21 protein-coding genes are annotated in these 26,587 nt (G+C 30.0%); 16 read left to right on the top strand and 5 right to left on the bottom strand.

What is annotated here, in order from left to right:
* Positions 1-65 precede the first annotated feature (65 nt).
* Genes WHD07_RS00965 through WHD07_RS00955 form a run of 3 tightly spaced genes read left to right on the top strand, consistent with a single transcriptional unit; the run spans position 66 to position 2,375 of the window.
* On the top strand, positions 66-875 hold the full coding sequence (locus WHD07_RS00965; protein ID WP_343331033.1) for an ion transporter: 810 nt from the start codon (positions 66-68) through the stop codon (positions 873-875).
* Positions 876-1,799, top strand: a complete 924-nt coding sequence (gene miaA / locus WHD07_RS00960) for a tRNA (adenosine(37)-N6)-dimethylallyltransferase MiaA (protein ID WP_343329678.1) — start codon at positions 876-878, stop codon at positions 1,797-1,799. It begins immediately after the preceding gene.
* 54 nt (positions 1,800-1,853) lie between these two features.
* Positions 1,854-2,375 (top strand): OmpH family outer membrane protein, encoded by a 522-nt coding sequence (locus WHD07_RS00955; protein ID WP_343329677.1) that lies wholly within the window; start codon positions 1,854-1,856, stop codon positions 2,373-2,375.
* Positions 2,376-2,773: 398 nt separating this feature from the next.
* Here the strand turns inward: WHD07_RS00955 and msrA are convergent, their stop codons facing one another.
* Complete coding sequence (gene msrA / locus WHD07_RS00950; protein WP_343329676.1) at positions 2,774-3,427, bottom strand: peptide-methionine (S)-S-oxide reductase MsrA; 654 nt, start codon at positions 3,425-3,427, stop codon at positions 2,774-2,776.
* Positions 3,428-3,738: 311 nt separating this feature from the next.
* Here msrA and dnaX point away from each other — a divergent pair, with 311 nt between their 5' ends.
* Together dnaX and WHD07_RS00940 are read left to right on the top strand one after the other, a co-directional pair.
* Positions 3,739-5,436, top strand: coding sequence for a DNA polymerase III subunit gamma/tau (gene dnaX, locus WHD07_RS00945; RefSeq protein WP_343329675.1), 1,698 nt, complete (start codon positions 3,739-3,741; stop codon positions 5,434-5,436).
* Positions 5,437-5,478: 42 nt separating this feature from the next.
* Positions 5,479-7,128 (top strand): MutS-related protein, encoded by a 1,650-nt coding sequence (locus WHD07_RS00940; protein WP_343329674.1) that lies wholly within the window; start codon positions 5,479-5,481, stop codon positions 7,126-7,128.
* A 131-nt stretch (positions 7,129-7,259) separates the two neighbouring features.
* Here the strand turns inward: WHD07_RS00940 and WHD07_RS00935 are convergent, their stop codons facing one another.
* Positions 7,260-9,104: a cation:proton antiporter gene (locus tag WHD07_RS00935; protein WP_343329673.1), complete on the bottom strand. Its 1,845-nt coding sequence runs from the start codon at positions 9,102-9,104 to the stop codon at positions 7,260-7,262.
* Between the two features lie 126 nt (positions 9,105-9,230).
* Here WHD07_RS00935 and WHD07_RS00930 point away from each other — a divergent pair, with 126 nt between their 5' ends.
* Genes WHD07_RS00930 through WHD07_RS00915 form a run of 4 tightly spaced genes read left to right on the top strand, consistent with a single transcriptional unit; the run spans position 9,231 to position 13,326 of the window.
* On the top strand, positions 9,231-10,064 hold the full coding sequence (locus WHD07_RS00930; RefSeq protein WP_105048457.1) for a universal stress protein: 834 nt from the start codon (positions 9,231-9,233) through the stop codon (positions 10,062-10,064).
* Positions 10,065-12,254, top strand: coding sequence for a SulP family inorganic anion transporter (locus tag WHD07_RS00925; protein ID WP_343329672.1), 2,190 nt, complete (start codon positions 10,065-10,067; stop codon positions 12,252-12,254). It begins immediately after the preceding gene.
* Positions 12,255-12,259: 5 nt separating this feature from the next.
* Positions 12,260-12,841, top strand: a complete 582-nt coding sequence (locus WHD07_RS00920) for a tRNA-(ms[2]io[6]A)-hydroxylase (RefSeq protein ID WP_343329671.1) — start codon at positions 12,260-12,262, stop codon at positions 12,839-12,841.
* 53 nt (positions 12,842-12,894) lie between these two features.
* Positions 12,895-13,326, top strand: coding sequence for a DUF4268 domain-containing protein (locus WHD07_RS00915; RefSeq protein WP_343329670.1), 432 nt, complete (start codon positions 12,895-12,897; stop codon positions 13,324-13,326).
* Positions 13,327-13,740: 414 nt separating this feature from the next.
* On the opposite strand, the gene WHD07_RS00910 is transcribed toward WHD07_RS00915, so the two are convergent.
* Positions 13,741-14,079 carry a DUF4870 domain-containing protein gene (locus WHD07_RS00910; protein WP_105048452.1) on the bottom strand — a complete coding sequence of 113 codons (339 nt, stop codon included), beginning with the start codon at positions 14,077-14,079 and terminating at the stop codon, positions 13,741-13,743.
* Positions 14,080-14,258: 179 nt separating this feature from the next.
* Here WHD07_RS00910 and WHD07_RS00905 point away from each other — a divergent pair, with 179 nt between their 5' ends.
* From WHD07_RS00905 to WHD07_RS00890, 4 genes are all read left to right on the top strand, one after another.
* Entirely contained in the window at positions 14,259-14,759 is a 501-nt protein-coding gene (locus tag WHD07_RS00905; protein ID WP_343329669.1) for a DNA starvation/stationary phase protection protein, read from the top strand.
* 54 nt (positions 14,760-14,813) lie between these two features.
* Positions 14,814-15,689: a mechanosensitive ion channel family protein gene (locus WHD07_RS00900; protein WP_343329668.1), complete on the top strand. Its 876-nt coding sequence runs from the start codon at positions 14,814-14,816 to the stop codon at positions 15,687-15,689.
* A 95-nt stretch (positions 15,690-15,784) separates the two neighbouring features.
* Positions 15,785-17,179: a tRNA uridine-5-carboxymethylaminomethyl(34) synthesis GTPase MnmE gene (gene mnmE, locus WHD07_RS00895; RefSeq protein ID WP_343329667.1), complete on the top strand. Its 1,395-nt coding sequence runs from the start codon at positions 15,785-15,787 to the stop codon at positions 17,177-17,179.
* Between the two features lie 427 nt (positions 17,180-17,606).
* Entirely contained in the window at positions 17,607-17,732 is a 126-nt protein-coding gene (locus WHD07_RS00890) for a hypothetical protein (RefSeq protein ID WP_343329666.1), read from the top strand.
* A 54-nt stretch (positions 17,733-17,786) separates the two neighbouring features.
* On the opposite strand, the gene WHD07_RS00885 is transcribed toward WHD07_RS00890, so the two are convergent.
* Positions 17,787-18,602, bottom strand: a complete 816-nt coding sequence (locus WHD07_RS00885) for a glycerophosphodiester phosphodiesterase (RefSeq protein ID WP_343329665.1) — start codon at positions 18,600-18,602, stop codon at positions 17,787-17,789.
* 350 nt (positions 18,603-18,952) lie between these two features.
* On the opposite strand from WHD07_RS00885, the gene WHD07_RS00880 reads away from it, so the two are divergent.
* Both WHD07_RS00880 and WHD07_RS00875 read left to right on the top strand, forming a co-directional pair.
* Positions 18,953-22,312 (top strand): SusC/RagA family TonB-linked outer membrane protein, encoded by a 3,360-nt coding sequence (locus WHD07_RS00880; protein ID WP_343329664.1) that lies wholly within the window; start codon positions 18,953-18,955, stop codon positions 22,310-22,312.
* A 23-nt stretch (positions 22,313-22,335) separates the two neighbouring features.
* Entirely contained in the window at positions 22,336-24,024 is a 1,689-nt protein-coding gene (locus WHD07_RS00875; RefSeq protein WP_343329663.1) for a SusD/RagB family nutrient-binding outer membrane lipoprotein, read from the top strand.
* A gap of 92 nt (positions 24,025-24,116) precedes the next feature.
* On the opposite strand, the gene WHD07_RS00870 is transcribed toward WHD07_RS00875, so the two are convergent.
* The gene (locus WHD07_RS00870; protein WP_343329662.1) at positions 24,117-24,968 is read right to left on the bottom strand and encodes an AraC family transcriptional regulator; all 852 of its coding nucleotides are present in this window, start codon (positions 24,966-24,968) and stop codon (positions 24,117-24,119) included.
* A 204-nt stretch (positions 24,969-25,172) separates the two neighbouring features.
* On the opposite strand from WHD07_RS00870, the gene WHD07_RS00865 reads away from it, so the two are divergent.
* The gene (locus WHD07_RS00865) at positions 25,173-26,564 is read left to right on the top strand and encodes a metallophosphoesterase family protein (RefSeq protein ID WP_343329661.1); all 1,392 of its coding nucleotides are present in this window, start codon (positions 25,173-25,175) and stop codon (positions 26,562-26,564) included.
* Positions 26,565-26,587 lie beyond the last annotated feature (23 nt).

Here is a 26,587-nt window from a genome sequence, read left to right as displayed (position 1 = left end):
TATATCAGTAAATATTTGTAGTATTGTAAAAGAAATTTATATAAAAATTGAATACTAACGATAAAATGCCGGCTTGGAAACACAGAATTCATGAAATTATTTATGAAGCAGACACCAAAGCGGGTAAATTGTTTGATGTTGTCTTACTAATAGCTATTCTTGCTAGTATTTTATTAGTAATGCTAGAAAGTGTAGAAAGCTTTGATAAAAAATACCATAATTTTTTAAATATATGTGAGTGGATTATTACCATCCTTTTTTCTATAGAATACATTTTAAGAATCGTCTCTATAAAAAAGCCTCTTAAGTATATTTTTAGCTTTTATGGGGTTATAGATTTGCTATCTACCATCCCTAAATATCTTTCGTTATTTTTAATTGGCTCGCACCATCTTGCTGCTTTAAGAGCTTTACGTTTATTAAGAATCTTTAGAATTTTAAAATTAGCTAGGTATATTGGAGCCTCTAATAGATTGCTCGTTGCTTTACATGCAAGTAAGACTAAAATATCTGTATTTCTATATTTTGTAGTTATATTATGCGTAATTCTAGGTACAGTAATGTATATGGTAGAAGGTGCAGATAACGGCTTTACAAGCATACCAAGAAGTGTCTATTGGGCAATTGTTACACTAACAACAGTTGGTTACGGAGACATTGCACCGCATACGCCTTTTGGTCAATTTATTGCCAGTATAATTATGATTTTAGGATATGGTATTATTGCCATACCAACAGGAATTGTAAGCTCGGAAATGACAAGAAACATGGATAATAAAATACATACAAACACACAAGCTTGCCCAAATTGTGGAAAAGAAAACCATAAAGATGGTGCAGAATTCTGTTACAATTGTGGTAGTAAATTAAACTAAATGACTCCTAATAACTATTTAATTACTATTGTTGGGCCAACTGCAATTGGTAAAACGGCTTTAAGCATTCAATTAGCAAATCATTTTAAAAGTGATATTATTTCTTGTGATTCTAGACAGTTTTACAAAGAAATGACCATTGGTACTGCAGTACCAGATGCAGATGAATTGGCAGCAGCCAAACACCATTTTATACAAAATAGAAGTATTTTTGAAGACTATAATGTAGGTTCTTTTGAAAGGGATACACTTACTAAATTAAACGAACTTTTTAAAGAAAACCCAGTGCAAATAATGGTGGGTGGTTCTGGCTTGTATGTAGATGCAGTTTTAAAAGGATTGGATTATTTCCCCGAAGTAGACCCAAAAATAAGAGAAGACCTAACACTACAATTAGAAAAAGAAGGTGTAGAAGTACTGCAAGAACAATTAAAACTATTAGACTTAGAAACTTATAACATAATAGAGTTACAAAACCCAAAAAGAGTAATGAGAGCTTTAGAGGTTTGTATAGGTTCTGGCATTCCCTATTCTACTTTTAAGAACAAACCCAAAGCACCTAGAAATTTTACTTCTATTAAAATAGGATTAGATGCAGACAGAGCAATTATTTATAACAGAATAAATATGCGTGTAGATATAATGATAGACAACGGCTTACTAGAAGAAGCTAAAACATTATACCCTAATAAAACTTTAAACGCACTACAAACCGTAGGTTACAGAGAATTATTCTCTTATTTTGATGGTGATTTTACCAAAGAATTTGCCATTTCAGAAATTAAGAAAAATACCCGAAGGTTTGCAAAACGACAAGGTACCTGGTTTAAGAGAGATGAAAATACTTTATGGTTCGATTATAAAACAGACATAAACAGTATTATTACTAAAATTTCTGATAAAATTAACATCTCACAACGGTAAAAACTTTTGTAATTCACTCACTTTTATATCTTTGCTGCACAAAAAATCAAAAACATGAAATCAAAAATTATATTTATTGCTATTGCTTTACTAAGCACCATTTCTATTGCACAATCTAAAGTAGGTACTGTTGATAGTGAATATATTATAAACCTAATGCCAGAAACAAAAATTGTTTTAGAAAGATCTCAAAATTACGGTGCAAAATTAGATTCTTCCTTTACTATTAAAGTAAAAACCTACCAAACTAAAATTGAAGCTTTTAAAAACAATGAAAAAACACTTGGCGAACTTGCTAAACAAGCAGAATACAAAGAATTAGCAGAAATGGAAGCTGATATTAAAAAATATCAACAAAACGGAAATAAGCTTATGCAATTAAAACAAGACGAGTTAATGCGTCCTTTATATAAAAAATTAAGTGATGCTATTGCTACCGTTTCTAAAGCAGGTAATTACACTCAGATTTTAACAATTACTGGTAACGAATTTGCATACATAGACAACGATTTTGATATTACAAAATTAGTATTAAACAACTTAGGTATTGTAGTGCCTACTGAAACTGAAGAATAAGTTTTAATCAAATTATATTTTTAGAAGCCTCACATTTTGTGAGGCTTTTTTTTTTGTTAAAAGAAATAAATATTTCTATTACTCTATTAAATTTAAGAAGTACTGTGGTAAAAAACAAGTAAAAACTCATTAATTTTTCACTAAAACACTTCTATAATTATTATCATAAGTTAGTCAGGATTTAGCAATAGAAAAAGCTTGTTTTAGTAGCTTACAAAAGAAGTTTGGAACTAACATTAAAATTGTAACTGAAGATGAAATTAATTATAATTAAATAACTATATAATGTTTTCTTCTCATTTACTTTAGTTCTTGAATCATTATATTTAAAGTATAACGGCTAAAAACAAAAAAAGCAACTCAATGAGTTGCTTTTTTCAATATATAAAATGTATTCTTTAATGCTTATCAGTTTTCAACAACTCTGGAAACCTCTTTTTAAATTTATTTAATCTAGGCACAGAAACCGCTTTTACATACCCTTGGTTAGGGTTTCTACGTTCAAAATCTTGGTGGTATTCTTCTGCTTTGTAAAACTTTTTAAGTTTGGTAACTTCCGTTGCAATTTTACCATTGTATACTTCTGCATTTAACTTTGCAATCATTGTTTCTATAATTGCCTTTTCTGCAGCCGTTTCATAAAAAGCAATAGATCTATATTGTGAGCCATAATCTGGATGCTGTCCGTTTTTTGTTGTTGGATCTTGAGAACCAAAAAACACAGTTACCAAGGTTTTAAAAGAAACTTTTTCTGGATTGTAATATACCGCAACAGTTTCTGCATGCCCCGTTTTTCCGGTTCCAATACTTTTATAAGTTGGGTTTAATGTAGTACCGCCTGCATAACCAGAAACCGCTTCTTCTACTCCACTTACACTTTCAAAAACAGCTTCTACACACCAAAAACATCCACTAGCAAAATAAGCTACTTTAGTATTTTCTTTGGCAATATATGTAGCTTTAGGTTGTGTTTCTTTTTTAGGGGTAAAACCAAAACAGGAAATTAATAATAGTGAAAAACTTACAACAGTAATAGATTTTAAAATATTCATTTTACAAATAATTATATTGGTTAAAAGAAAATTGCACAGAAAATAGTGGGCCTATTTTTAGTACAATTTTCCGAACTTTAATTAAAAAATAATAACTACTTCTATAGTCGTTACAAATTTCAACTATTTACAAGATGTTTACAACTTTAATATTTTATTAACAAACCAACTTGTAAAAAAAGAAGTAGATACCTATTTTTGTTCCTTTATTTATATTCTATAAACCTTGTCATTTAGAGCCAAGTCGATAGGTTTATTTTTAGTTTTAGACTGGGTTCACATATACATTAACATTATATAATCTATTATACATGGAGCATTTTATAGTTTCTGCGCGTAAATACCGTCCTCAAAACTTTGCGGATGTTGTTGGGCAACAAGCCATTACAAACACGCTAGAAAAGGCTATAAAAAACAATCACTTAGCGCAAGCCTTGTTATTTACAGGTCCGCGTGGAGTTGGTAAAACTTCTTGTGCAAGAATATTGGCTAAAAACATCAATCAACAAGATGCAGAAGTTGCTGCTGACGAAGATTTTGCTTTTAATATTTTTGAATTAGATGCTGCTTCTAACAATTCTGTAGATGATATTAGAAGTTTAACAGAGCAAGTTCGTATTCCGCCACAAACAGGTAAATACAAAGTATATATTATAGATGAGGTACACATGTTATCTCAGGCAGCTTTTAATGCTTTCTTAAAAACGTTAGAAGAACCACCTGCACATGCTATTTTTATTTTAGCAACCACAGAAAAACATAAAATTATTCCGACGATTTTATCTCGTTGTCAAATTTTCGATTTCAAACGAATTGGTGTTTTAGACGCTAAAAATTACCTAAAAGTAATTTGCGAAAAAGAAAATATTACTGCAGAAGATGATGCGTTGCATATCATTGCTCAAAAAGCAGATGGAGCTATGCGTGATGCTTTGTCTATTTTTGATAGAGTTATTAGTTTTTCTGGAAGTAATTTAACAAGAGAAGCCGTTACCGAAAACCTGAATGTATTAGACTACGAAACGTATTTTAATATGACAGATTTAATGCTAACAAACAAAATACCACAAGTACTAAATGCATTTAATGTGGTGTTAAGTAAAGGTTTTGAGGGGCATCACTTTATAAACGGATTGGCAAGTCATTTTAGAGATTTATTAGTAGCCAAAGACAAAGCCACTTTAGAATTGTTAGAAGTTGGAGATGCTGCTAAAAAGAAATATTTAGAGCAAGCCACAAAAGCTAGTATTCCGTTTTTAATGCAATCTATAGAGAAAGCAAATCAATGCGATTTAAATTATAGAGCTAGTAAAAATCAGCGACTGCTGGTAGAATTAACCATTATGCAAATTGCCTCTATCACTTTTGATGGAGAAAAAAAAAAATCAGCTAACTACATAATTCCTGCTACATTTTTTCAGGCGCTTTCGCCTGCGGTAAAGGAGATTGCAAAACCGGTTGAGAAAAAACCCGTAGTTGTACAGGCAGCAAAAGTAGAAACACCTGCGCCAAAACCTAAACCAAGAATAAAACCGATATTAAAATCTGTTGGTAGACGTGCTTCTTCTTTATCTTTAAAAAGTATTCATGAAAAAAAGGTAGAAAAGAAAGTTGTTGAAGAAGAAAATTTTGACAATCATCCGAAAGAACCATTTACCCAAGAAACGTTACAAAATCTTTGGAAAGAATATGTTGCCTTATTAATAAAAAAAGGGGAAAGAAGTATGGCTTCTATTGTAGGTACAGATGTACCCAAATTAGGTAAAGACTTTAAAATTTCTTTTATGGTACCTAACAAATTAATGGAAGATCAATTTAAAAAAGGTAGATCTAAATTAGTAAATTTCTTAAGGGCAGGACTTAATAATTACGGTATTAGTCTTACCGTTACTTTAAATGAAACCATAGAGAAAAAGTTTGCTTACACACCACAAGAAAAGTATAAAAAAATGAGAGAAATAAACCCTCTTTTAGATAAGTTACGCCAAACATTTGAATTAGATATGTAACATTAAGAGTATTATTTCTACTTATAATTACATTAGATAATTATGAATTACTTTTTAACGATTTCTTTTATTGCTATTTTATGGTTTTTGATTAGCAACTTCCGTAAAAAGAAACGTTTAAAAAATTTAAACACGACATTTCATTATAATTGGGGAACTCCAAAAAAGAAAGAATATTATAATTTCTTTGTCATTGGTAAATACTTTTATAACAATAAGCATAAAGAAAAAGCGTATCATATTTTATCAGAAAAAAGTAAAGTTGATTTTGATATTGATGCCCTTTTTAAATTTATAGACAGAACTTCTTCTAAAATAGGACAACAATATTTATACTTTAAACTAAGAACAATTGGTTCTATTAAAGAACTCAAAAAATTTGATGAATTAACTACTTTATTTCAAAAGAACAAAGACTTAAGTGTTTCCTATCAAGTAGAACTTTCTAAATTAAACCACACAAATTCTTATTATTTAGAAGAATTAATTAACGATAACCAATTAGAAAAACCAAAGTATTTATGGATTGTTATAAGCTTAACAATTACTGCAATTTCTTCGATAATACTTTTATTTTTCTATCCAATAGTTAGTCTTTTATTAGTGCCTGTATTTTCTGCAAACCTATTTTTTCATTATAAAAATAAACATAACGTCTCTTATTATCTAAATGGTGTTAACCAATTATCTAGAGCATTAAAAGTGAGTCAAAAATTTGCTAAAAACCCAGAAATAGTTACTCATTTTAAAGATATCTCCTTTATAGGGAAAATAAAATCTATTAAATTTAAAACAGAATTTATTGCATTTGAAAAAAATGTTACAGACGAATATTTATTTATTTTTTGGTTTCTAGCAGAAAGTATAAAAATTCTTTTTAATGTAGAATATTTAATGTTTTATAGTTTTTTAGGATCGATTACTAAACAAAAAAAGAACATAGAACGTTTATTTACATTTATTGGAGAAATTGACGCTGCAATTTCTACAGCTTCTTTAAAATCAGGAAATTTAAAGATTTGCACACCTACTTTTAATGATGATAATGAGTTAAAAGTAAACGAAATTCATCATCCTTTAATTGATAATTGTATTACAAATGATACACATTTAATAGAAAAAAGTATGCTTTTAACAGGTTCTAATATGTCTGGTAAAACCACTTTTATAAGAACAATTGCTATTAATAGTATTTTAGCGCAAACATTAAATTTATGTTTTGCCCAATCTTATGCTGCACCTTTTTACAAAATACATTCCTCTATTAGAATTACTGACGACTTATTAGAAAACACAAGTTATTATTTACAAGAAGTGCTTACTATAAAGCAGTTAATAGAAGCTTCTAAAGACACAAGCCCTTGTTTGTTTGTATTGGATGAGATTTTTAAAGGAACCAATACTATCGAAAGAATTTCTGGTGGAAAAGCTATTTTATCCTATTTAAATAAGGAAAACCATACCGTTTTAGTTTCTACACACGATATCGAATTGACAGAATTGTTAGTAAAGGACAATTACGATTTGTATCACTTTAGTGAACAAATTAAAGAAAATAATCTCTTTTTTGATCACAAAATAAAACCAGGAAAACTAAAGACTAGAAACGCAGTTAAAATTTTAGATTTGTATAAATACCCTTCAGAAATAATTAAAGAAGCTAAAGAGATAGAGTCTGCCTATTTTTCTTAAAACTGAATGCTAAAAGCTTTTTTACTGCAATTCAAAAAACACTTGTCAGCCTGAGCCTGTCGAAGACTTTTATACATCAAAATATTATCCTTCGTCAAACTCAGCAAGACGTTTAAAATTTTAACTGTCCGCTATTTATGTGAAATTAAATTGTCTTGTACATTTTTACCTAAATACACCAGCGTACAATTGTCTTTAGTCAATTTTGCTTTTTCAAACTCTGATATTAAATATAATTTATGGTCTTTCTTTACAAATAATAGTACCGATTTTAGTTCATTAAATAATTTAGAAAGCATAGTATCGTATTCTTCTTCCGTTTTAATTTCTACTTCGTATATTTTAGGATTATCCCTAAAAGCCTCACTTAAATTGATATAATCATCTTTTGGTGTAAAGAAACTGCTTTGTTCTTCAATACTTACATCTGTTTTTAAAATCTCTTCTGAAGTAGCCAATCTATACGCTCCTTGCTCTCCAAAATCTTTGGCAAAACTATTTACAGCAAACTTATTTACATCTTCACTCCCCGTCATTGCAATTAAATAACCAACGTCATTTAGCTCAATATTATCAGACAGAACCTCATTATAAATATCAATTCTAAAAGCTTCTAAATCTGCTTTTAATGCTTTTTTAATATAATCTTTATTAGAATCTATTAAAATAACACGTTTCCCTTTATCCTTTAAATATTTAGCAATTAATCTTGCAGGACTCGATGCTCCAACAAATAAAATAGATTCAGAACTTTTAAGAAAAACTCCCACCATTTTTGCAAACAACCTTGCTGTTGTTGCATTAAATAACACGGTTCCTAAAACAATCATAAAAACCAAAGGAGTAATATACTCTGCTCCTTCTACTCCCTGTTTCATTAACTTACTACCAAATAATGAAGCAATACCTGCAGCTACAATTCCACGTGGTCCAACCCAACTTATAAATAACTTTTCATTAAACTTTAAATTAGAATTTCTAGTACTTGCAAAAACCGCTAAAGGTCTAATTACAAAAACTACAATAGCAAAAAGGGCTGCTGTTTTCCAGGTATACAATAAAAGTAAATCTTCTATATTGATGTTTGCCGCTAACAAAATAAACAAAATAGAAATTAACAAAACACTTAACGACTCTTTAAAATAAAGCAATTCTTTTAAGTTACTTAATTTACCATTTCCTAAAACCATTCCCATTACCACTACTGCTAATAACCCAGATTCATGTGCAAAAAGTTCTGACTCTACAAAAACCAATAAAACAGTAGACAACGAAACTACATTTAGTAAATAATGCGGAATTAATTTTTTATTAATTGCATACGCCAGCGCATGCGCAAACGTAAATCCAAAAGTAGTACCAAAAAGTAAAATTTTACCAAACTCCATTAAAGCCGTTTTTGTAAAACCACTACCTCCATCTACACTAATAAATTCGAAAACTAAAACGGCAACCAAAGCACCAATAGGATCTATTAAAATTCCTTCCCATTTTAAAACTGTAGAAATATCTTTTTTTAATGGAATGTTTCTTAAAATTGGAGTAATTACCGTTGGTCCTGTTACAATTATTAATCCAGAGAAAAGAAAACAAAGCTCCCATCCTAAATTAAAAATATAATGCGCAACAATACCAGCACCAAAAAAAGTAATAGCAGAACCAAGTGTAATTAATTTGGTTATTACAGGGCCTACATTTTTTATTTCATTTCTTTTTAAAGTCAATCCTCCTTCAAAAAGTATAATACTAATAGCTAAAGACACAAAATAGTACAAACTTTCTCCAGGAAAAAGTCCTTTTTCACCATTCCAAATAGGTTCTATCCATTTGGTACCATCTTCACTCAAAAATTCTGCAGCAATAGGTCCTACCAAAAGACCTATTAAAATTAAAGGTAAAATAGCAGGAATCTTAAATTTCCAAGCCACCCATTGTGCTAATATTCCTAAAATAATTATTCCGGCTAATTCTAACATATTTTAACGATTCTATTAAATGTAAATTTAAGAATGTTTAGGTATCATAAAAATAAAAATATAGTTTTTTTCTTTCTTATAAAGTTTACTATATTGTGCCTATAAGTAAACCTTTAAACATCTTTTTTGCAAAATATTCATAAAATTCTAATTGGTATTGCATTTTCCCCAAATTTAAAAGCAAATATATTTGAAGCCGTAAGACTAGCTAATATGTTTAATGCTGAATTAGTTGGGGTTCATGTAGGTGCAAAATCACAACAAAAAAAAACAGACTTAACAGCGCTTTTGTCTGCTGCAGATCCTTTAAAAAAATCCTTTAAAGCTATTTGGAAAGAAGGCAATCCGGTAGATATAATTATAGATACCTGTGCTACAGAGCAAATAAGCTTACTCATTTTAGGAGCATTGCAAAAAGAAAACCTCTTAAAATACTATGTAGGTTCTATTGCCAGAAAAATTACAAGAAAAGCTCCTTGCTCTGTTTTACTATTGATAAAACCCTCAATTACAAGAGTTCCATGCAATCATATTGTGGTAAATGGATTAAAAGATGACAGAACAGAAGAAACTATTAAAACAGCTTTCCTTTTTGCCAAACATATAAAGTGTAGTAAAATTACCATTGTAGAAGAAGTAAGTCAGAATGAACTAAAAGTAAAAGTAAGTGATGATAAAACATTAAGACAATCTACCATAAAAAAAGAAAGGTTAAAAACAAGAGAAGACCAACGTGTAAAAACCATCTTAAAAGACATCAATTGTAATGATATTACCATAAACACACAAAGTATTTTTGGTAAAAGAGGCTATTCTATAGGCCATTATGCAAAAGTAAAAAGAGCCGATTTACTAATTATGAACGCACCAAATAAACTTGGTTTTTTAGATAGAATTTTTCCTCATGATCTTGAGTATATTTTATCTCAGCTACCAACCGATGTTTTAATTGTTAAATAAATGCCGAAAAAAAATACTTTTAAAACGTTTCTTAGTGATATTCCTCAAAACCTTTTTTCTGGTTTTGTGGTTTCTTTAATTGCACTTCCTTTAGGTTTAGGATTGGCTTTAGCTTCTGGTGCTCCACCAATTTCTGGTGTTATTGCTGCCGTTATTGGTGGTATTGTAGTTTCTATAATTGGAGGCTCTAACGTAACTATTACAGGACCTGGAAATGGTTTGGTAGTTGTTATTTTAGGCGCCATTACTACTTTGGGTGAAGGAGACATGCATCAAGGTTTTTTATACACACTTGCGGCCGTTGTAATTTCTGGTGTTATTATGATTCTTCTTGGTTTTCTAAGAATGGGGTCTTTGGGTGATTTTTTTCCGGCCTCTGCCATACAAGGGATGTTGGCTGCCATTGGAATAGGAATTTTTGCAAAGCAAATTCATGTAATGCTTGGTAATTTAGATGCAAAAGGAAGCATTATAGAACTTTTAATTCAGGTACCAGAAGGTATTTTAAATTTGATAAAAACAGACAATTCGAGCATGTTTTATGCAGGATTGGTAGGTATTGGTAGCTTATTGATTATGATTTTTTATGGAAAAATAAGAAATAGGTACTTAAGACTAATTCCGGCACCTATGTGGATTGTAGTTTTAAGTGTAGGTATGTATTATTATTACGACCTAGTTTCTATAGCAGAATACCCAATTGATAAAAGTTTATTAATAGCATTGCCTAATGACATTTTATCTAATTTTGCCTTTCCAGATTTTGGTAAAATAACCCATGCAAGTTTTATAAATGTAGTGATATCCATTACGTTAATTGCCAGTATAGAAAGTTTACTAAGTATTAAAGCTGTTGATAAATTAGATCCATTAAAAAGACGATCTAATGTAAATAAAGACATACGTGCTTTGGGTTTAGCCACTGTTATTAGTGGTTTTTTAGGTGGATTAAATGTAGTTGCCGTTATTGCAAGAAGTTCTGTAAATGTAAATAATAAAGGAACAAATAGGTCTTCAAACTTTTTTCATGCTACCTTTTTAATTGCTTTTATTTTATTATTTGCTACCGAATTACGTAAAATTCCTTTACCTGCATTGGCTGCTATTTTAGTTTTTACAGGGTATAAACTAGCATCTCCAGACAATATAAAAAAGGTTTTTAGCATTGGTTCTGAACAGTTAATTATTTTTATAATCACCTTATTTACAACTATTTTAACAAGTTTAATTATAGGAATTGTTGTAGGTATTTTAAGCACTTTTGTTATTCATGTAATCATCAATAAAAATATCTTTTTATTCTTAAAAAATGTTTTAAAACCAAATGTTTTAATGTTTAAAGAAGATGATAAGTATTATGTAAGCGTAAAGAATTTTTCTAGCTTTTTAAATTATACAAAACTAAAAACCAAATTAGACCAAATTCCGGAATCTGAAGAAGCCATTATCGATTTTTCTTTGTGTGATTTTGTAGATCATTCTGTAATGGAAAACATGAGTAATTACACAGCATCCTTTCACAGAAAAGGTGGGCATTTTGAAGTAATTGGTTTAGACGATTCTAAATCTGGAAGCGAACATCCGTTTGCACTGCGAAAATCTTTACCTGCAAAAAGCAGCAATAAAATAAATGTTTTAACTAAAAGACAAAAAAACATACAGTTGATTAGTGAAACAATGCATTGGAAATATTATGCAAACTCACCATTAGAAATGCAAGAGTTACCAACTTTTGGATATTTTAAAACACGCCATATAGATAAAGTTTCTAATGTACTTTCTAATGAAGATTGTACCATTTTTGATGTTCATTTTACAGAAGGTGCAATGATTGCTAAACAAGTGATTAAAACAACCATGTTACATATTCATCCTTTAAAACAGGTACCTAACTTTACATTAGATAGAGAAGGTTTGTTTGAATATCTTTTAGAATTTGCAGGTTATAAGGATATTGACATTGATAACCATCCGGATTTTAGTAAACGTTTTTATTTAGCAGGAAAAAATGAAGAAAAAATTAGAACCTTTTTTACAGATGAATTAATTTTGTTCTTTGAAAGTAATAAACAATATCATATTTCTGCTACCGAAAAAGGACTTTTAATATTTGGTAACGAACGATTAGCGAGTGTTAAAGAAATTAAAGCCCTAGCTTATTTTGGTATGGGGTTACAAAAAACAATATAATTAATATGTTAGGATTACAGTTTGAAACAGCAACTTCTTGGGCAGAAATTGCCAAAGATAATTTACAACAAATACTTACAGATCATGCTTTTTTAGAACAAAAAGCAGCTTCTAATGCCGTTTCTATTATCATTAACTACTCAGAAGAAACAGAGTTGGTAAAAGAAATGAGCAATATTGCTATTGAAGAAATGCAACACTTTAAAATGGTACATTTATTAATGGTAAAACGCGGAATGGTATTGGGACGCGAGCAAAAGAATGATTATGCTATTCGTTTGCAAAAATTCTTTAACAAAACAAAAGACAGAACAGATGCTTTAATTCAGCGTTTGTTAATAGCTGCCTTAATTGAAGCTAGAAGTTGCGAGCGTTTTAAAGTGTTTTCTGAAAATATGGAAGATGAAGAATTGTCTAAATTCTACAACAATTTAATGATTTCTGAAGCAGGACATTATACTACTTTTTTAAAATTTGCTCGTGAATACCAAGACAAAGAAATTGTTGACAAAAAATGGAATGCATTATTAGCTTTTGAAGCAGAAATGATGAAAGAAAGAGGAAATACCGCAAAAATTCACGGATAAAATTAATGTACAATTAACACTTATCATTAAACTAATAACTGATAACTAAAAAAATGTTCTCTAAAGAAGAAGCTGCACAATTACGTAAAGAATTCTGGACTAGTTTTGGGAAATCTTTTCCAAGAAAATGGTTATTATACAACACCAAAATAAAAGGATTTTCTTTTAAGTTTGTTGCCGAAAGAAAAAAAGCAATGGTTTGTTTGGATATTGAAAATCCGGATGAATTGGTAAACCTACTCTACTACGACCAAATGCTGTCTTTAAAAACCTTGTTAGAAAACGAGTTACCAGAAGTTATTTATAATGATGAATACGAACTAGAAAGCGGAAAAAAAATTCATAGAATTTACGTTCCGTTTGATGGAAAATTTAGTGTTTATAATAAAAATTCTTGGAGAGATTGTTTTGAGTTTTACATGGAAACCATGCCTAAATTTGAGCTTTTCTTTTACGAATATGAAGATATTATTAAAAACATTTAACCTTTATATTTTAGAATTTAATTAAAATTTTTGCTTCTTTTTAAGTGATTAAAAGGGTATTTATCTCGATATAAGTATCCTTATAAAGGTAATGTTTTATCTAAAACATCGCTACTAACAACAAAAAAATACTTAAACTAAAACTTAACTAAAAAGTATTTAAAATATTGAATTTCAGTTAATTAAAATAAACACCTGAAAGAATAAAACACAGTATCAATTTTTCTTATAGTCGATAATTTGCCTGCGTTAAGGATTGAAACGGCATCCTTTTTGTTTTTCACAAAAAGATATAGTGGAAAGCCTGACCTGAAAGGTAACGCCCAAAATACCTACAGTATATTTTACTTAATTATTAAAAAAAAAGAATCGCCCAAATGAGCAATTCTTTATTTCTATATTACTTCTCTTTTTCTATTTTATAAATGTAATGCTAAAAGGATATTTTGGCGTTTCATTGTTACTTACTTTTATAGCATTTATAATAGGAAAAATGAGATAGAAAATTCCGATTACAATCATACCCACTACTCCTAACCCAAATAAAAATATTAACGGAATACAAAGCAAAAGGTAAATAAACATAGAGATTCTAAAATTTAGAATTGCTTTTCCATGTGCGTCCATTCCAAAAATTTCATCCTTTTTTGTTAACCATAAAACCAACGGAACAATAAAGCCGCCAATACCGGTTACAAAATCTAATAATTGACTTAAATGTGTAATTACCAATAACTGTTTGTCTTCTTTCATTTTTATATTTAAAGTTTTAATTGTGTACCTATTAGACGTTATTTAACTAATTATGTTACAAACACCTAAATATTAATATTTTGTTAAATAGGTATTTGAGTTAAGATGAACTCTATTTGAGCAAAAGCAACCTTAGCATTCGTTGTAGTTTTGTAGTGAACTTAAAAACATATTATATTATGAACTACTTAAATATAGACAAAGACAAAATATTACCTATTGTAACAGAATTAAATGTGCTTTTGGCAGATTACCAATTACATTACCAAAAATTAAGAAATTTTCATTGGAATATTCTAGGTAAAAACTTCTTTGATTTACACGTAAAATTTGAAGAAATGTACAACGATACCAAAATTAAAATTGATGAAGTTGCCGAAAGAATTATAACATTAAAACACCACCCAATTAGTAACTTGTCTGATTATTTAGATGTTGCTAGAATTAAAGAATCTTCTTCTTTATTAACCGATGAAGAGATGGTTGCAGAGTTAATGAACGACCATAAAATATTGCTAGAGCAGTTAAGCAAGGTTGTAGATAGAGCCAATAAAGGTAAAGATGAAGGTACTATAGATTTAATTGGGGCTTATATTAGAGAATTAGAAAAATCTTCTTGGATGTTAAATGCTTGGTCTAAAAACACCAAAGCAGAGTTAGATACTAGTTTTGTAAAATAGTAATTTTCTCATCATTAAAGATTACATAAATTTTACTAATTATTAAAGCAAAACATGGATAAGATAACAAACAAACTAGACACCTGGAAAGATATTTTTATAAAAAACATACCCAATATTGCTATTGCTTTGGTGGTAATATTTATTGCCTACTTTGCTTCTAGAGCTATAAACACTTTTATAAGTAAAACGTTTGGCAAAAAAATTAAACAAGAATCTGTTAGAAATTTAGTTTCTAGAGTAGCTTCTGCCTTTATATTTTTATTGGGTTTATACATTGCTATGACCGTATTAAAATTTGATGATACTTTAAAAGCTATCATTTCTGCGGCAGGTGTATCTGGTATTGTTATTGGTTTGGCGCTACAAGGTACGTTATCTAACACCATATCTGGAGTTGTTTTATCTTTTAGAGAAAACTTAAATATAGGTAACTGGATAGAAACAAATGGGTATTCTGGAGAAGTAATAGATATTAATTTAAATTACTTTGTTATTAGAGAAGCAGACAACAATACAGTGGTTATACCTAATAAAACTATTTTAGAAAATCCTTTTAAAAACTATTCTTTAACTACAAAAATGAGAGTTTCTTTAGAGTGTGGTGTAGAATATGGTGCCGATTTAGAGAAAGTAGAAACCTTAACCAAAGGGGTGATTAATTCTAATTTTAATCAAGAACAGTTGGGTAAAAATGTAGAATTTTATTTTACAGAATTTGGCGATAGTTCTATTAATTTTTTATGCCGATTTTGGATAGAGTCTGAAAATGCATTAGAACGATTAAAAGCGAAAAGTAATGCTATTATTAAAATTAAACAGGCTTTTGATAAAGAGAATATAAGTATCCCATTCCCAATGAGAACTTTAGAAATTCTACCAAACCAAAGCTTAGATATTCATAAACTTACAGAGAAAGAAGTTTCTTAAAACGTTTTTTATTTTTCCTCAATTACTTAAAAAGCTCATCACAATTTGTGTTGGGCTTTTTATTTTTCTGTAAAATCTTTATGTATTTTTGCAATATGATTAAAAACGATACTATTATTGCCTTAGCAACCCCTGCTGGTGTAGGTGCAATTTCTGTGATTAGACTTTCTGGTGAAAATGCCATTACTATTGTAGATGCCTTTTTTAAATCTGTTAGAAAAGGAAAATTACTGATAAATCAGAAATCGCATACCATTCATTTAGGGCATATTGTACAAAATGATATACTTTTAGATGAAGTTTTAGTATCCGTTTTTAAGAATCCGAATTCGTACACAGGAGAAAATGTAGTAGAAATTTCTTGCCATGGTTCTAGCTTTATTCAGCAAGAAATTATACAGTTATTTTTACAAAACGGTTGTAGAATGGCAGATAATGGTGAGTTTACCATGCGTGCTTTTTTAAATGGTAAGATGGATTTAAGTCAAGCAGAAGCTGTTGCCGATGTTATTGCTTCTAATTCTGCGGCGAGTCATCAAATGGCGATTCAGCAAATGCGTGGTGGAATTACCAATGAATTGAAAGATTTACGTGTTCAGTTATTAGATTTTGCGGCTTTAATAGAATTAGAACTCGATTTTTCTGGTGAAGATGTTGAGTTTGCAGACCGTACAAAGTTTAAAGAATTGGTCGCTAAAATTACCTTTGTTTTAAAACGTTTAATTGATAGTTTTTCTTTTGGAAATGCCATGAAAAATGGAATTCCGGTTGCTATAATTGGCGAACCAAATGTTGGGAAATCTACTTTATTAAACACCCTTTTAAACGAAGAAAAAGCCATTGTTTCTGATATTGCAGGTACTACCAGAGATGCCATTGAAGACGAAATGATTATTGATGGTGTTGCTTTTCGTTTTATTGATACTGCCGGAATTAGAGAAACGGAAGATGTTGTAGAAAGTATCGGGATTAAAAAAGCGTACGAAAAAGCAGAAAATGCACAGTTAATTATTTTCTTGATCGATTCGAATAAATATGCGTACGCTAGAGAAGAGTTTTTATCTGAAATTGAAACCATAAAAACTCGTTTCCCTAACAAACGTTTGTTGGTAATTGCCAATAAAATTGATACTCTTTCTTGCCATGATTCTGCTATATTACAATCTGAAATTGAGAATTTAATTCTTTTATCGGCAAAAAACAAAACGGGTATTGAAGCATTAAAAAACGAATTGACTTCCTTAGTTAATATTGGTGCTTTGAGCAATAATGAAACTATTGTTACCAATTCGCGACATTTTGAGGCTTTAAACAATGCTCTAATTGCTATTTCTTCAGTTCAAGAAGGAATAGATTTAGAAATTTCTACGGATTTATTTTCTATTGATATCAGAGAATGTTTGCGTCACCTTGGTAATATTACTGGCGAGTATGATGTTGACAAAGATATTTTGGGTCATATTTTTGGGAATTTTTGTATTGGGAAGTAAGCAATTAACGCCAAAAGATAGTTTAAAAAATAAATCTTCTAAAAAGAGAATTTAAAAACCACCTATCCTTGCAAGAAAAGGTATCATCCATTTTGCATTTTTATAAAATTCTGTCAATTCGAGTAAATTTTACAATTGTAATGCGTAAAATTTGTATCGAGAATACGTATTTTAAGTTATTAAATTGTTTGTTCTCTATACAATTTTTCGTACCTCAAAATCATTAGAACTGACACTTTAGAGTTAAATACACAACAAGTATATTTATATATAGTCTACAATAATAAACTATAGATTTCATAAAAACCTCTAACTCCACTCCTAGTCCATTAAAAATCTAAATAACACTACTTAATTTTAGTTAGTATTCTTCTTGTTCTTCTATATTTATACAGCAAGTAAATTTCTATAATTCTGATGCTATAGTATGAACATTTATAGCTTTTTTTTTGGGGAAAAATCAACAATAGATATAGATGATGTAATTTCTAAACAACGTAAACAAGAATTAGAATTATATAGATTGTACGCTAAAGATTCTACTGAATTATAATTCTGTTATTTTTATTTTATTATTCTGAAAATAAAGTTGATTTTGTAAAAAAACTTATTTTAAGTTAGAAAAAGCATCTAACATTTCTGCCAAATTATCCGTCAAAATAAAATTGACTCCAGCATCTAATAATTCTTTTACTTTAGCCTTTTTTTCTGCATGAAAATAATTTACTCGAACACCATTATTCTTTAGTTTTTTAAGATCATTTAACATATTTAAATTATCTCTACTATTTTTTATTTGCAAAAATGCATTATTTTTTTTGATGGTTTGGTTGATATAATTTTTACGAGAAGACAAGCGCTCCATATTACAAATTTTAATACTTCTACTAACCTCTCTTACTCCTTTGGCAGCTTTCTTTCGACAAGCAATTACAGATTGTTCAATTTTATTTACTGCAACAATAGCTTTTGCCGTTTCCTCGCCTACCTTTCTCCCTCCTTTTAAGTGAATATTTAACCAAATATTTGGCGGCATTATATTAAGAACTTCTTGCAGCGTTGGTACTTTTTCTCCTGTAAACTTTTCCGATTTCCAAGTACCAGCATCTAATTTCCTAATTTCTGCTAAACTTAATTGAGCTACTTTTCCAGTACCATTGGTTGTTCTATTTACAGTAGCATCATGCATGATAACTAGTTTATTATCTTTTGTTAATTGCACATCAAACTCAATCATGTGTGCCCCTAAACGTATTGCCTCTTTAAAAGCAGCAATTGTATTTTCTGGATGGGTTTTGTTAGCACCTCGATGCGCACAGATACCTTGTAATGGTAAAGCTGTAGATTGTGCAAAATTTGATAGGTTTAACAACAACAATGTGCAAAATAAAATACTTTTACTAAATGGTATACGTCTCTTCATTTTTTATAATTTCATTTTTTAATTGAAAAATTACTTTCTTTTATCTCATACAAATTAAGTTGAATAAAGAATATTAAACTGATGAAATCTTATTCACTTTATGTGATATTTAAACTTTTTTATGAATAATAATAGTTCATTTTAACGCTGTATTTAAATCCCAATTTTAGCTCTTTTTAACCATATAACATTGTATTAACCTTGTGTAAACTTTAAAATAATAAAGAAAAAAAAAGAGGCAAAATATGTGCTATAACTAACAATATACATTAAGTTTTAACAAGAATTTTAGAATACGTTTGTCCAAAATTAAGAAAACAAATCAAACATTTTATTAATTCATTCATAGTATGAAAAAAAGAAACTTAAGGCTTTTTACCTTCTTTTTAATATGCTTGTTATCTGCAAACATATATGCACAACAACAAGTTAGAGGAGTTATAAGCGACACTAATCAAATACTCTTACCTGGAGTATCTGTTGCTTTAAAAGGAACAACTACCGGGGTAACTTCCGATTTTGATGGTAATTATACTATTACTGTTCCTAACAACAATTCAATACTTGTATTTTCATATTTAGGTATGTTAACACAAGAAGTTAAAGTAGCTAATCAAAAAACCATCAACGTTACCTTAGAAGAATCTTCTGAAGCATTAGACGGAATTGTTGTAACCGCGCTTGGAATTTCTAGAGAGAAAAAATCATTAGGATATTCTGTTACCGAAATATCCGGAGACGAGATGACCAACGTAACACAAGAAAATGCTTTAAACGCATTAAATGGTAGAGTTGCGGGTGTACAAATTAACGCTACAGGAGGTACAGGTTCTACTGTAAGTGTTATTTTACGTGGAGCATCGTCATTAACTACAGATAATCAACCATTATATGTTGTAGATGGAGTACCTTTAAGTAGTGGTCTTACCAATATTGGTAGTATTGGTGGTGGTGTAGAAGTAGATTATGGTGGTGGTATCAGTGATATTAATCCAGATGATATTGCCAACGTATCTGTTTTAAAAGGTCCAAGTGCTGCCGCTTTATATGGTGCTAGAGGTGGTAATGGAGTTATTTTAATTACTACAAAATCTGGTAAAAAAAGTAAAGGTTTAGGCATTTCTTTTAGTTCTAGTAATGTGTACGAAATACCTTATAAATTTATCGAAAAATCTACACTTTTTGCCAATGGTAGTAGACCTAATCCTAATACAACTCAAATAGATGAGACTTCTTCTGGATGGGTAGGACCTGAATTAGATAAAGGTTTAACTGCTATACAATGGCCATATACAGACCAAGAAATAGCTAGTGGAGTTGGCATTGCAAAACCACTAATATCTAGAGGTAAAGACAATGCAAAAAACTTCTTTGAAAATGCATTTACATCTACAAACACTATTTCCATAGAAAATAGCACAGACAGAATGAATTATCGTATGTCTTATACCAATATGCAGCATGAAGGCTTTATTCCTAATTCTGATTTATACAGACATAATTTTGGTATTAATAGTAGTTTTGATGTTAATGATAAATTAAAAATTAACTCAAGTTTAAAATATACTATTTCTGGTGCAGATAATCGTCCTTCTACAACAGATAGAGGAGCTAATCCTTTACAAGCATTATATGACATCAATAGCCATATAGATATTCTAGACATGAAAAATTATTGGTTAGTAGAAGGAGTTAGCCAAAATGCACCATATAATTTTGGTGATGATCCTTCTAACTTCGAATTTAACAATCCTTATTTTTTAGCCAACGAAATAAATAATGGTTTTAAGCGAAAAAGATTAATGGGAAACATACAAGCCAATTATACTTTTACAGACAAACTTTCTTTAATGGCTCGTTTTGCTTATAATGATAGTCATGAAGTAAGAGAAACAAAAATATCAAGTGGTTTTAATGATGAACCTGATGGTGCTTATGGTTTATCTAACATAAATGGTGTAGAAACGAATGTAGATTTTTTACTTACTTATCAAGATAAATTAAACCAAGATTTTGATTACAGTTTATCTGTTGGTGGTAACTCCAGAAATTTAAACAATAATTCATCTTCTGCACAAACCAAAAATGGAGGTTCTGGCTTAGTGGTTCCTAACTTATTTACATTATCTAATATAGCCTCAGACAATATTAGCTATGGTAGTTCTACTTCTAAAAAACGTGTAAATAGTTTGTATGCTTTAGGTAATATTAGTTTTAAAAATACTGTATTTGTAGATGCGAGTGTTAGAAATGATTGGTCTAGTACTTTGCCAAAAGATAATAACAGCTTTTTGTACCCTTCAGTTTCATCAAGTATTTTATTAGATAAGATTTTTGATATGGGGAACGATGTCTCTTTATTTAAGCTACGTGTTGGTTGGGCACAAGCAGGTAATGATACAAGTGCTTATAATTTATATTCCGTTTTAAGCAATTCTGGAGACTGGGGAGCAGCTTCTCAATTATCTGTAAGTGCTGCTTTAAAAAATGATGAAATTAAACCAGAAATTAATACATCTACAGAATATGGTGTTGATCTATCACTTTTTAGAAATAAAATAACCATGGATTTCACTTATTATGAATCTGATAACAAAAACCAAATCTTTCAAAAATCTTTACCAATTTCTTCTGGTGCTACAAGCAAACTATTTAATGCTGGTAATTTAAACAGTAAAGGTTTTGAAGCTAGCTTAGGAAGTGTTTTAGTTAAAAAAGATGATTTACGTTGGAATATGAATTTAACTTTCACAACCAATAAAACCATTATTACAGAATTAGCACCAGGAACAGATTATGTTTCTTTTTGGTCTGAAGCAAGAAATGGTGCCTATACTTGGGTTGGTGAAGAAATTGGTCAGTTAGTAGATAGGGCATTTGTACGTGTAGAAGATGAAAATTCGCCTTACTACGGATGGCCATTATTAGATGATGAAGGATGGGATAGCGACAATAGAACTTTATCTGATGCAGACGGAAATAGAGTGGCTCCTGTTACAGGTAATTTTAATCCAGATTTTAAATTGGGATTACAAACTTCTATTACGTATAAAAACTGGAATTTGTCAATGAATTTTGATTGGAGAAAAGGTGGACAATTTGTTTCTCAAACCTATCGTTATTCAGAATCTGATGTACAAACTTCAAGATGGCTAGATAAAGTTCATGACTTAAGCAAAGTCAATGATATACCTGCTTACATTAGAGAAAATTCTGATATATTTTTATCACCAAACGGAGAATTCTATCCACTTGTTGGTGGACCTACTGCAGAGTATGGTGGTTTCCCTTATGATGGTTTAAATGATGGAGTATTTTTACCTGGAGTTATGGGCTATTATGATGATAACGGAAACTTTGTAGCTACTCAAGAAAACCTTGGTGGAAAAGGTACACAATACCATTCTTATGGAGATAATTACCCTTGGAGCTATTCTAAAGCAGCAACTTTTGATGCCGATTACTTAAAATTGAGACAAATTTCTGTTGGATACACCTTTCCTCGTGAGGTTGCTGAAAAAATGGGAATGAACAATTTATCGCTTTCATTATTTAGCCGTAATATCATTTTATGGACAAAAGCAGGAATCAATATAGATCCAGAAAGTGCTTTTCAAAGTTCAGGATCCGGAATGGCACAAGGTGTAGAACGTTACAATATTCAACCATGGTCAATCCCTGTTGGTTTTAAACTAAACGCTAGTTTTTAAATTAAAATATAAAAATCAAGAAGATGAAATTTATCAAAAATATAGTTATTCTTATACTAATGATTCCTACTTTCCTTGTTATTTCTTGCGATAGTAACTTGGTAGAAATAAACGAAAACCCAAATGGAATTGAACCTAATTTAGCAGATCCAAATTTATTAATGAGTACAGTAATGACGGGGTTGGCAACAAGTACAACTTCTAGAGGTTATGCTGGAGATACAGGAACTGCTGCACAATTTGTACAAAAAGATTCTTGGTCAGATAATAGATATGATTGGAGTACTGGTTCTATTTGGTCTACTAATTACAGTTTATTACGTACTAATAAAGTTGCAAATGAGCAAGCGGTAGCATTAGGTTTAGAATTTCATCAAGGAGTAACTTTAATTTTAAAGTCGATGTTATTTGGTAATCTTACCGATTATTATGGAGACATTCCGTATTCAGATGCTTTACACGGTAATAATTTAAACGGAGAAAAACCATCTTATGATGCACAAGAAGCTGTTTACAAAGGTATTATTGCAGATTTAGAAACAGCGGCTACACTTTTAGAAGGAAGTAATTTTGAAAATGTTGATGCATCTCAAGATGTTTTTTATGCCGGAGATGCTTCAAAATGGCAAAAATTAGCGAACTCCTTAGCACTACGTTATTATATGCGCTTATCAGAAAAATTACCAACTTTTTCTAAAGATGGTGTAACAAAAATGCTTACAAAACCTTTAATTAGTAGTGTAGATGACGAACTTTCTCTTAGTTATATTGGAGGAACATCTAACCAATCGTGGCCAGAAAGTGGACAATTTGGTTCTGCTTCAGAATTTTATAGAGTGAAGCCTTGCACTACGATTACAGACAAATTAAAAGAATTGAATGACCCTAGAATTGCTGTTTGGTTTGCTCCTGTTGCAACCCGTACTAAAGTTGTACCAGCAGATGAAATTCCTGGAGGTGGTGATATTGCAGAACAAGACGGTATCCGTTATATTAACGAAAATACCTTAGAAGAAAATGGTTATGCAATCTATTCGTCAAGCACGTATGCAGCAGATATAGAAGCAGGTAAAACACTTATTGATACAAGTAGCGTTTACGTAGGTTTACCTGTAGCAGTAAGTAACGCAGACCCTTATACATACAACCTAAATACTGAAGGTTCTAGAGGTGGCACAAATAGTTACGTATCTAGAATGAATGAAATATTTAATCAAAAAGAAGATGGCGGAAACCTATTAAAAGCAAGGTTGTTTTCCTATGCAGAACTAGCATTTTTAAAAGCAGAAGCGGCTGTAAGAGGCTGGGGAACAAATGCAGAAACTAATTATTTAGAAGGAATTAAAGCTTCTTTAGAAGCTTGGGGAATCTCTGATACTTATACTACATATATCTCCAATCCAAAAGTAGTTTTTGATGGTAGTTTAGAAATAATTATGCAACAAAAATGGATTGCAAATATGTTTAATGGAGATGAAGCTTATTTAGATTGGAGAAGAACAGGTTTTCCTACCTTGAATGCCGGACCATTAGCTAGAGAAAAAGTAATGCCATTAAGATTTGTGTATCCTAGTGATGAAATTAATAATAATACAGCAAATAATGCCGTTGGAGCTGCTTCATTAAAAGAAACACCGTATAGCAATACAGATTCTAATGATAGCCCCTATGCAAAACCTTGGATTGTACAAGATGTAACAAAACCTTGGTAATGTTAAAAAATAAGAATTTTAAAATGCCTGAGTTTTCTCAGGCATTTTTTTTATTTAAAAATAATAAGTTCTATTTATATAATTTAAAAACATTAACCTCTAAAATTCTTTCGATAATTTGATGGTGTTTTCCCCATTTTTGCTTTAAAATAAAGATTAAAATTGGCTAAATTATTATAACCACTTTCAAAACAGATTTCCGTTATTTGCTTATCTGTTTCTGCTAACAATCTAGCGGCAATACCTACTTTAACTTTTTTTACATATTCCATAAATGTAAGTCCCGTTTTCTTTTTAAAAAACCTACAAAAGGAACTTGGTGCCATATTTAAAACCGCAGAAGCCTCATCTAGATTAATGCCCTCTTTAATATTTAAAAATACATATTCATATACCTTGTCTATTTTGTCTACATTTTTAGAAAAAGTTGATGTGGTATGAATAGGATTAGATAATTGCTCTTTATCTTCAATTTTTATGAGAAAATCAAATAATTTCAATAATTTTATATAGTATTCTAAACCACTGGTTTCTAACATTTCTAATAAAATTTGATGAATTTCTACATCATCTTTAACCTTAAAACGAATACCATTTTTTGCTTCTTTTAATAATAACGCTACTTTTTTTAATTCTGACATTTTAAAAAAATCAGAATTATATATATTTTCAGAAAAATGAGTAACAATATAAGTTGGTGTTTTATTAGTTTCACTATCCTGTAAATCCCAACAATGAGGTAAATCAGATCCTATAAGTACAAGATCTCCTTTTTCAAAATCAGAAATATTATCCCCTATAATTCTTCGACCTTTGCCAGAAGTAACATAATTTATTTCAAAATTTTTATGAGAATGAATTTTCCTATTTGATGTTAATGGCAACTCTCTCGAGGTAAAGGTATTATTATTAGGAATAAATATTTTTTCAAGGACAAATTGCATATTTAAAGGAGGTAATTTAAGAAACCAATATTATGCAATTGTTTTAATTTTTAATCTAATTTAATGTAATCTCTAGTTTAATTATTTGTGAATTTTATAAACAAATACCCCTAAAATTGATAAATAATTAACGATTAGTTATTGAATTGAAATAGGTTTTTACGCAGTGATAAAATAATTTTGATTGATACATAAATATCAATAATGAAAATACAAAAAAATTTAATTGTTTTAATATTCACCTTTATATGTAGTAGTTTACTACAGGCGCAACACACACATAATAATGGTACAACACATACGCATTATTCTGCATATGATTCTATCGTTGCACATAAATTAATGTTTCCGTCTAGTACTCCAGATCGTGTTATCTCTAATCTTACTACAGATCCTGCACACAGTTTAGCTGTAAATTGGCGTACAGATCAACAGGTTTCTAATGGTGTTGTAGAAATAGCCTTGGCAACAGATGGCCCAGAGTTTTTAGTACGTAATGTTAAAAAAGTAAATGCAATATCTGAAAAATTTGAAAACCAAAATAGAAATGAGCCTCTTGTAAAAGCAACGTATCATTCTGCTATTGTTAATAATCTAAATCCAAATACTGTTTATGTATATCGCGTTGGAAACGGAAGTAAAGACAATGGATATTGGAGTGAGTGGTTTCAATATAAAACAGCAAATATTGGAAATAAAAAGCCTTTTAGCTTTATCTATTTTGGTGATGCTCAAAACAATGTTAAATCTTTATGGTCTAGAGTAATTCGTAATTCATATCGTCAATTTCCTCAGGTTAATTTTATGTTACATGCAGGAGATTTAATTAATGATAGAGATGCCAATTTAGAATGGGGAGAATGGTTTTATGCTGGTAGTTTTATCCATGCAACTGTACCAAGTATGATGACTCCTGGTAATCATGAATATAGAAATGGTGTTTTATCTTCTTTATGGAGGCCGCAATTTACCTTGCCAGAAAATGGTCCAACAGAAGCTTTAAAAGAAACTTGTTTTGCTATAGATTATCAAAATATGAAACTAATTTCTTTAGACAGCGAAGGTTTTGATGAAAGTAAAGAATCAAAAGAAGCTCAAATACAGTGGTTAGATTCTGTTCTTCAATCAAACAAAAAAAAATGGACAACAATAACAACCCACTACCCTATTTATTCTACTGCAAAAGGTCGCGATAACAAAGAGCTTAGAGAAGCTATAAAACCTTTAATTGATAAATACGGAGTTGATTTAGTTTTACAAGGTCATGATCATACCTATGCAAGAGGATTTCCGAAAAATGAAGGAAAAGGATTAACTGTAGTAGAAGATGCAGGTACCGTTTACGCTGTTTCTGTCAGTGGTCCAAAAATGTATGAATCTAAAGATCAAGAATGGATGGTAAGACGAGGTGAATACACGCAACTCTTTCAAATCATAACAGTATCTAAAGACACCATCAAATATGGAGCATACACACCTATTGGCACTCTTTATGACGCTTTTGAAATCATAAAAAAAGATGGCAAAAAAACATTGATTAATAAAGTTCCTGAAACACCTGTTAGATTAAAAAAAGATCTAGACAAAGGAGAATAACTCATCAACTAAAACAACGATAA

The organism is Polaribacter staleyi, from assembly GCF_038024045.1.
GTDB classification, from domain to species: Bacteria; Bacteroidota; Bacteroidia; order Flavobacteriales; family Flavobacteriaceae; genus Polaribacter; species Polaribacter butkevichii.
The sequence above is the reverse complement of the archived record's forward strand: the minus strand, read 5'-3'. Positions and strand labels throughout refer to the sequence as shown.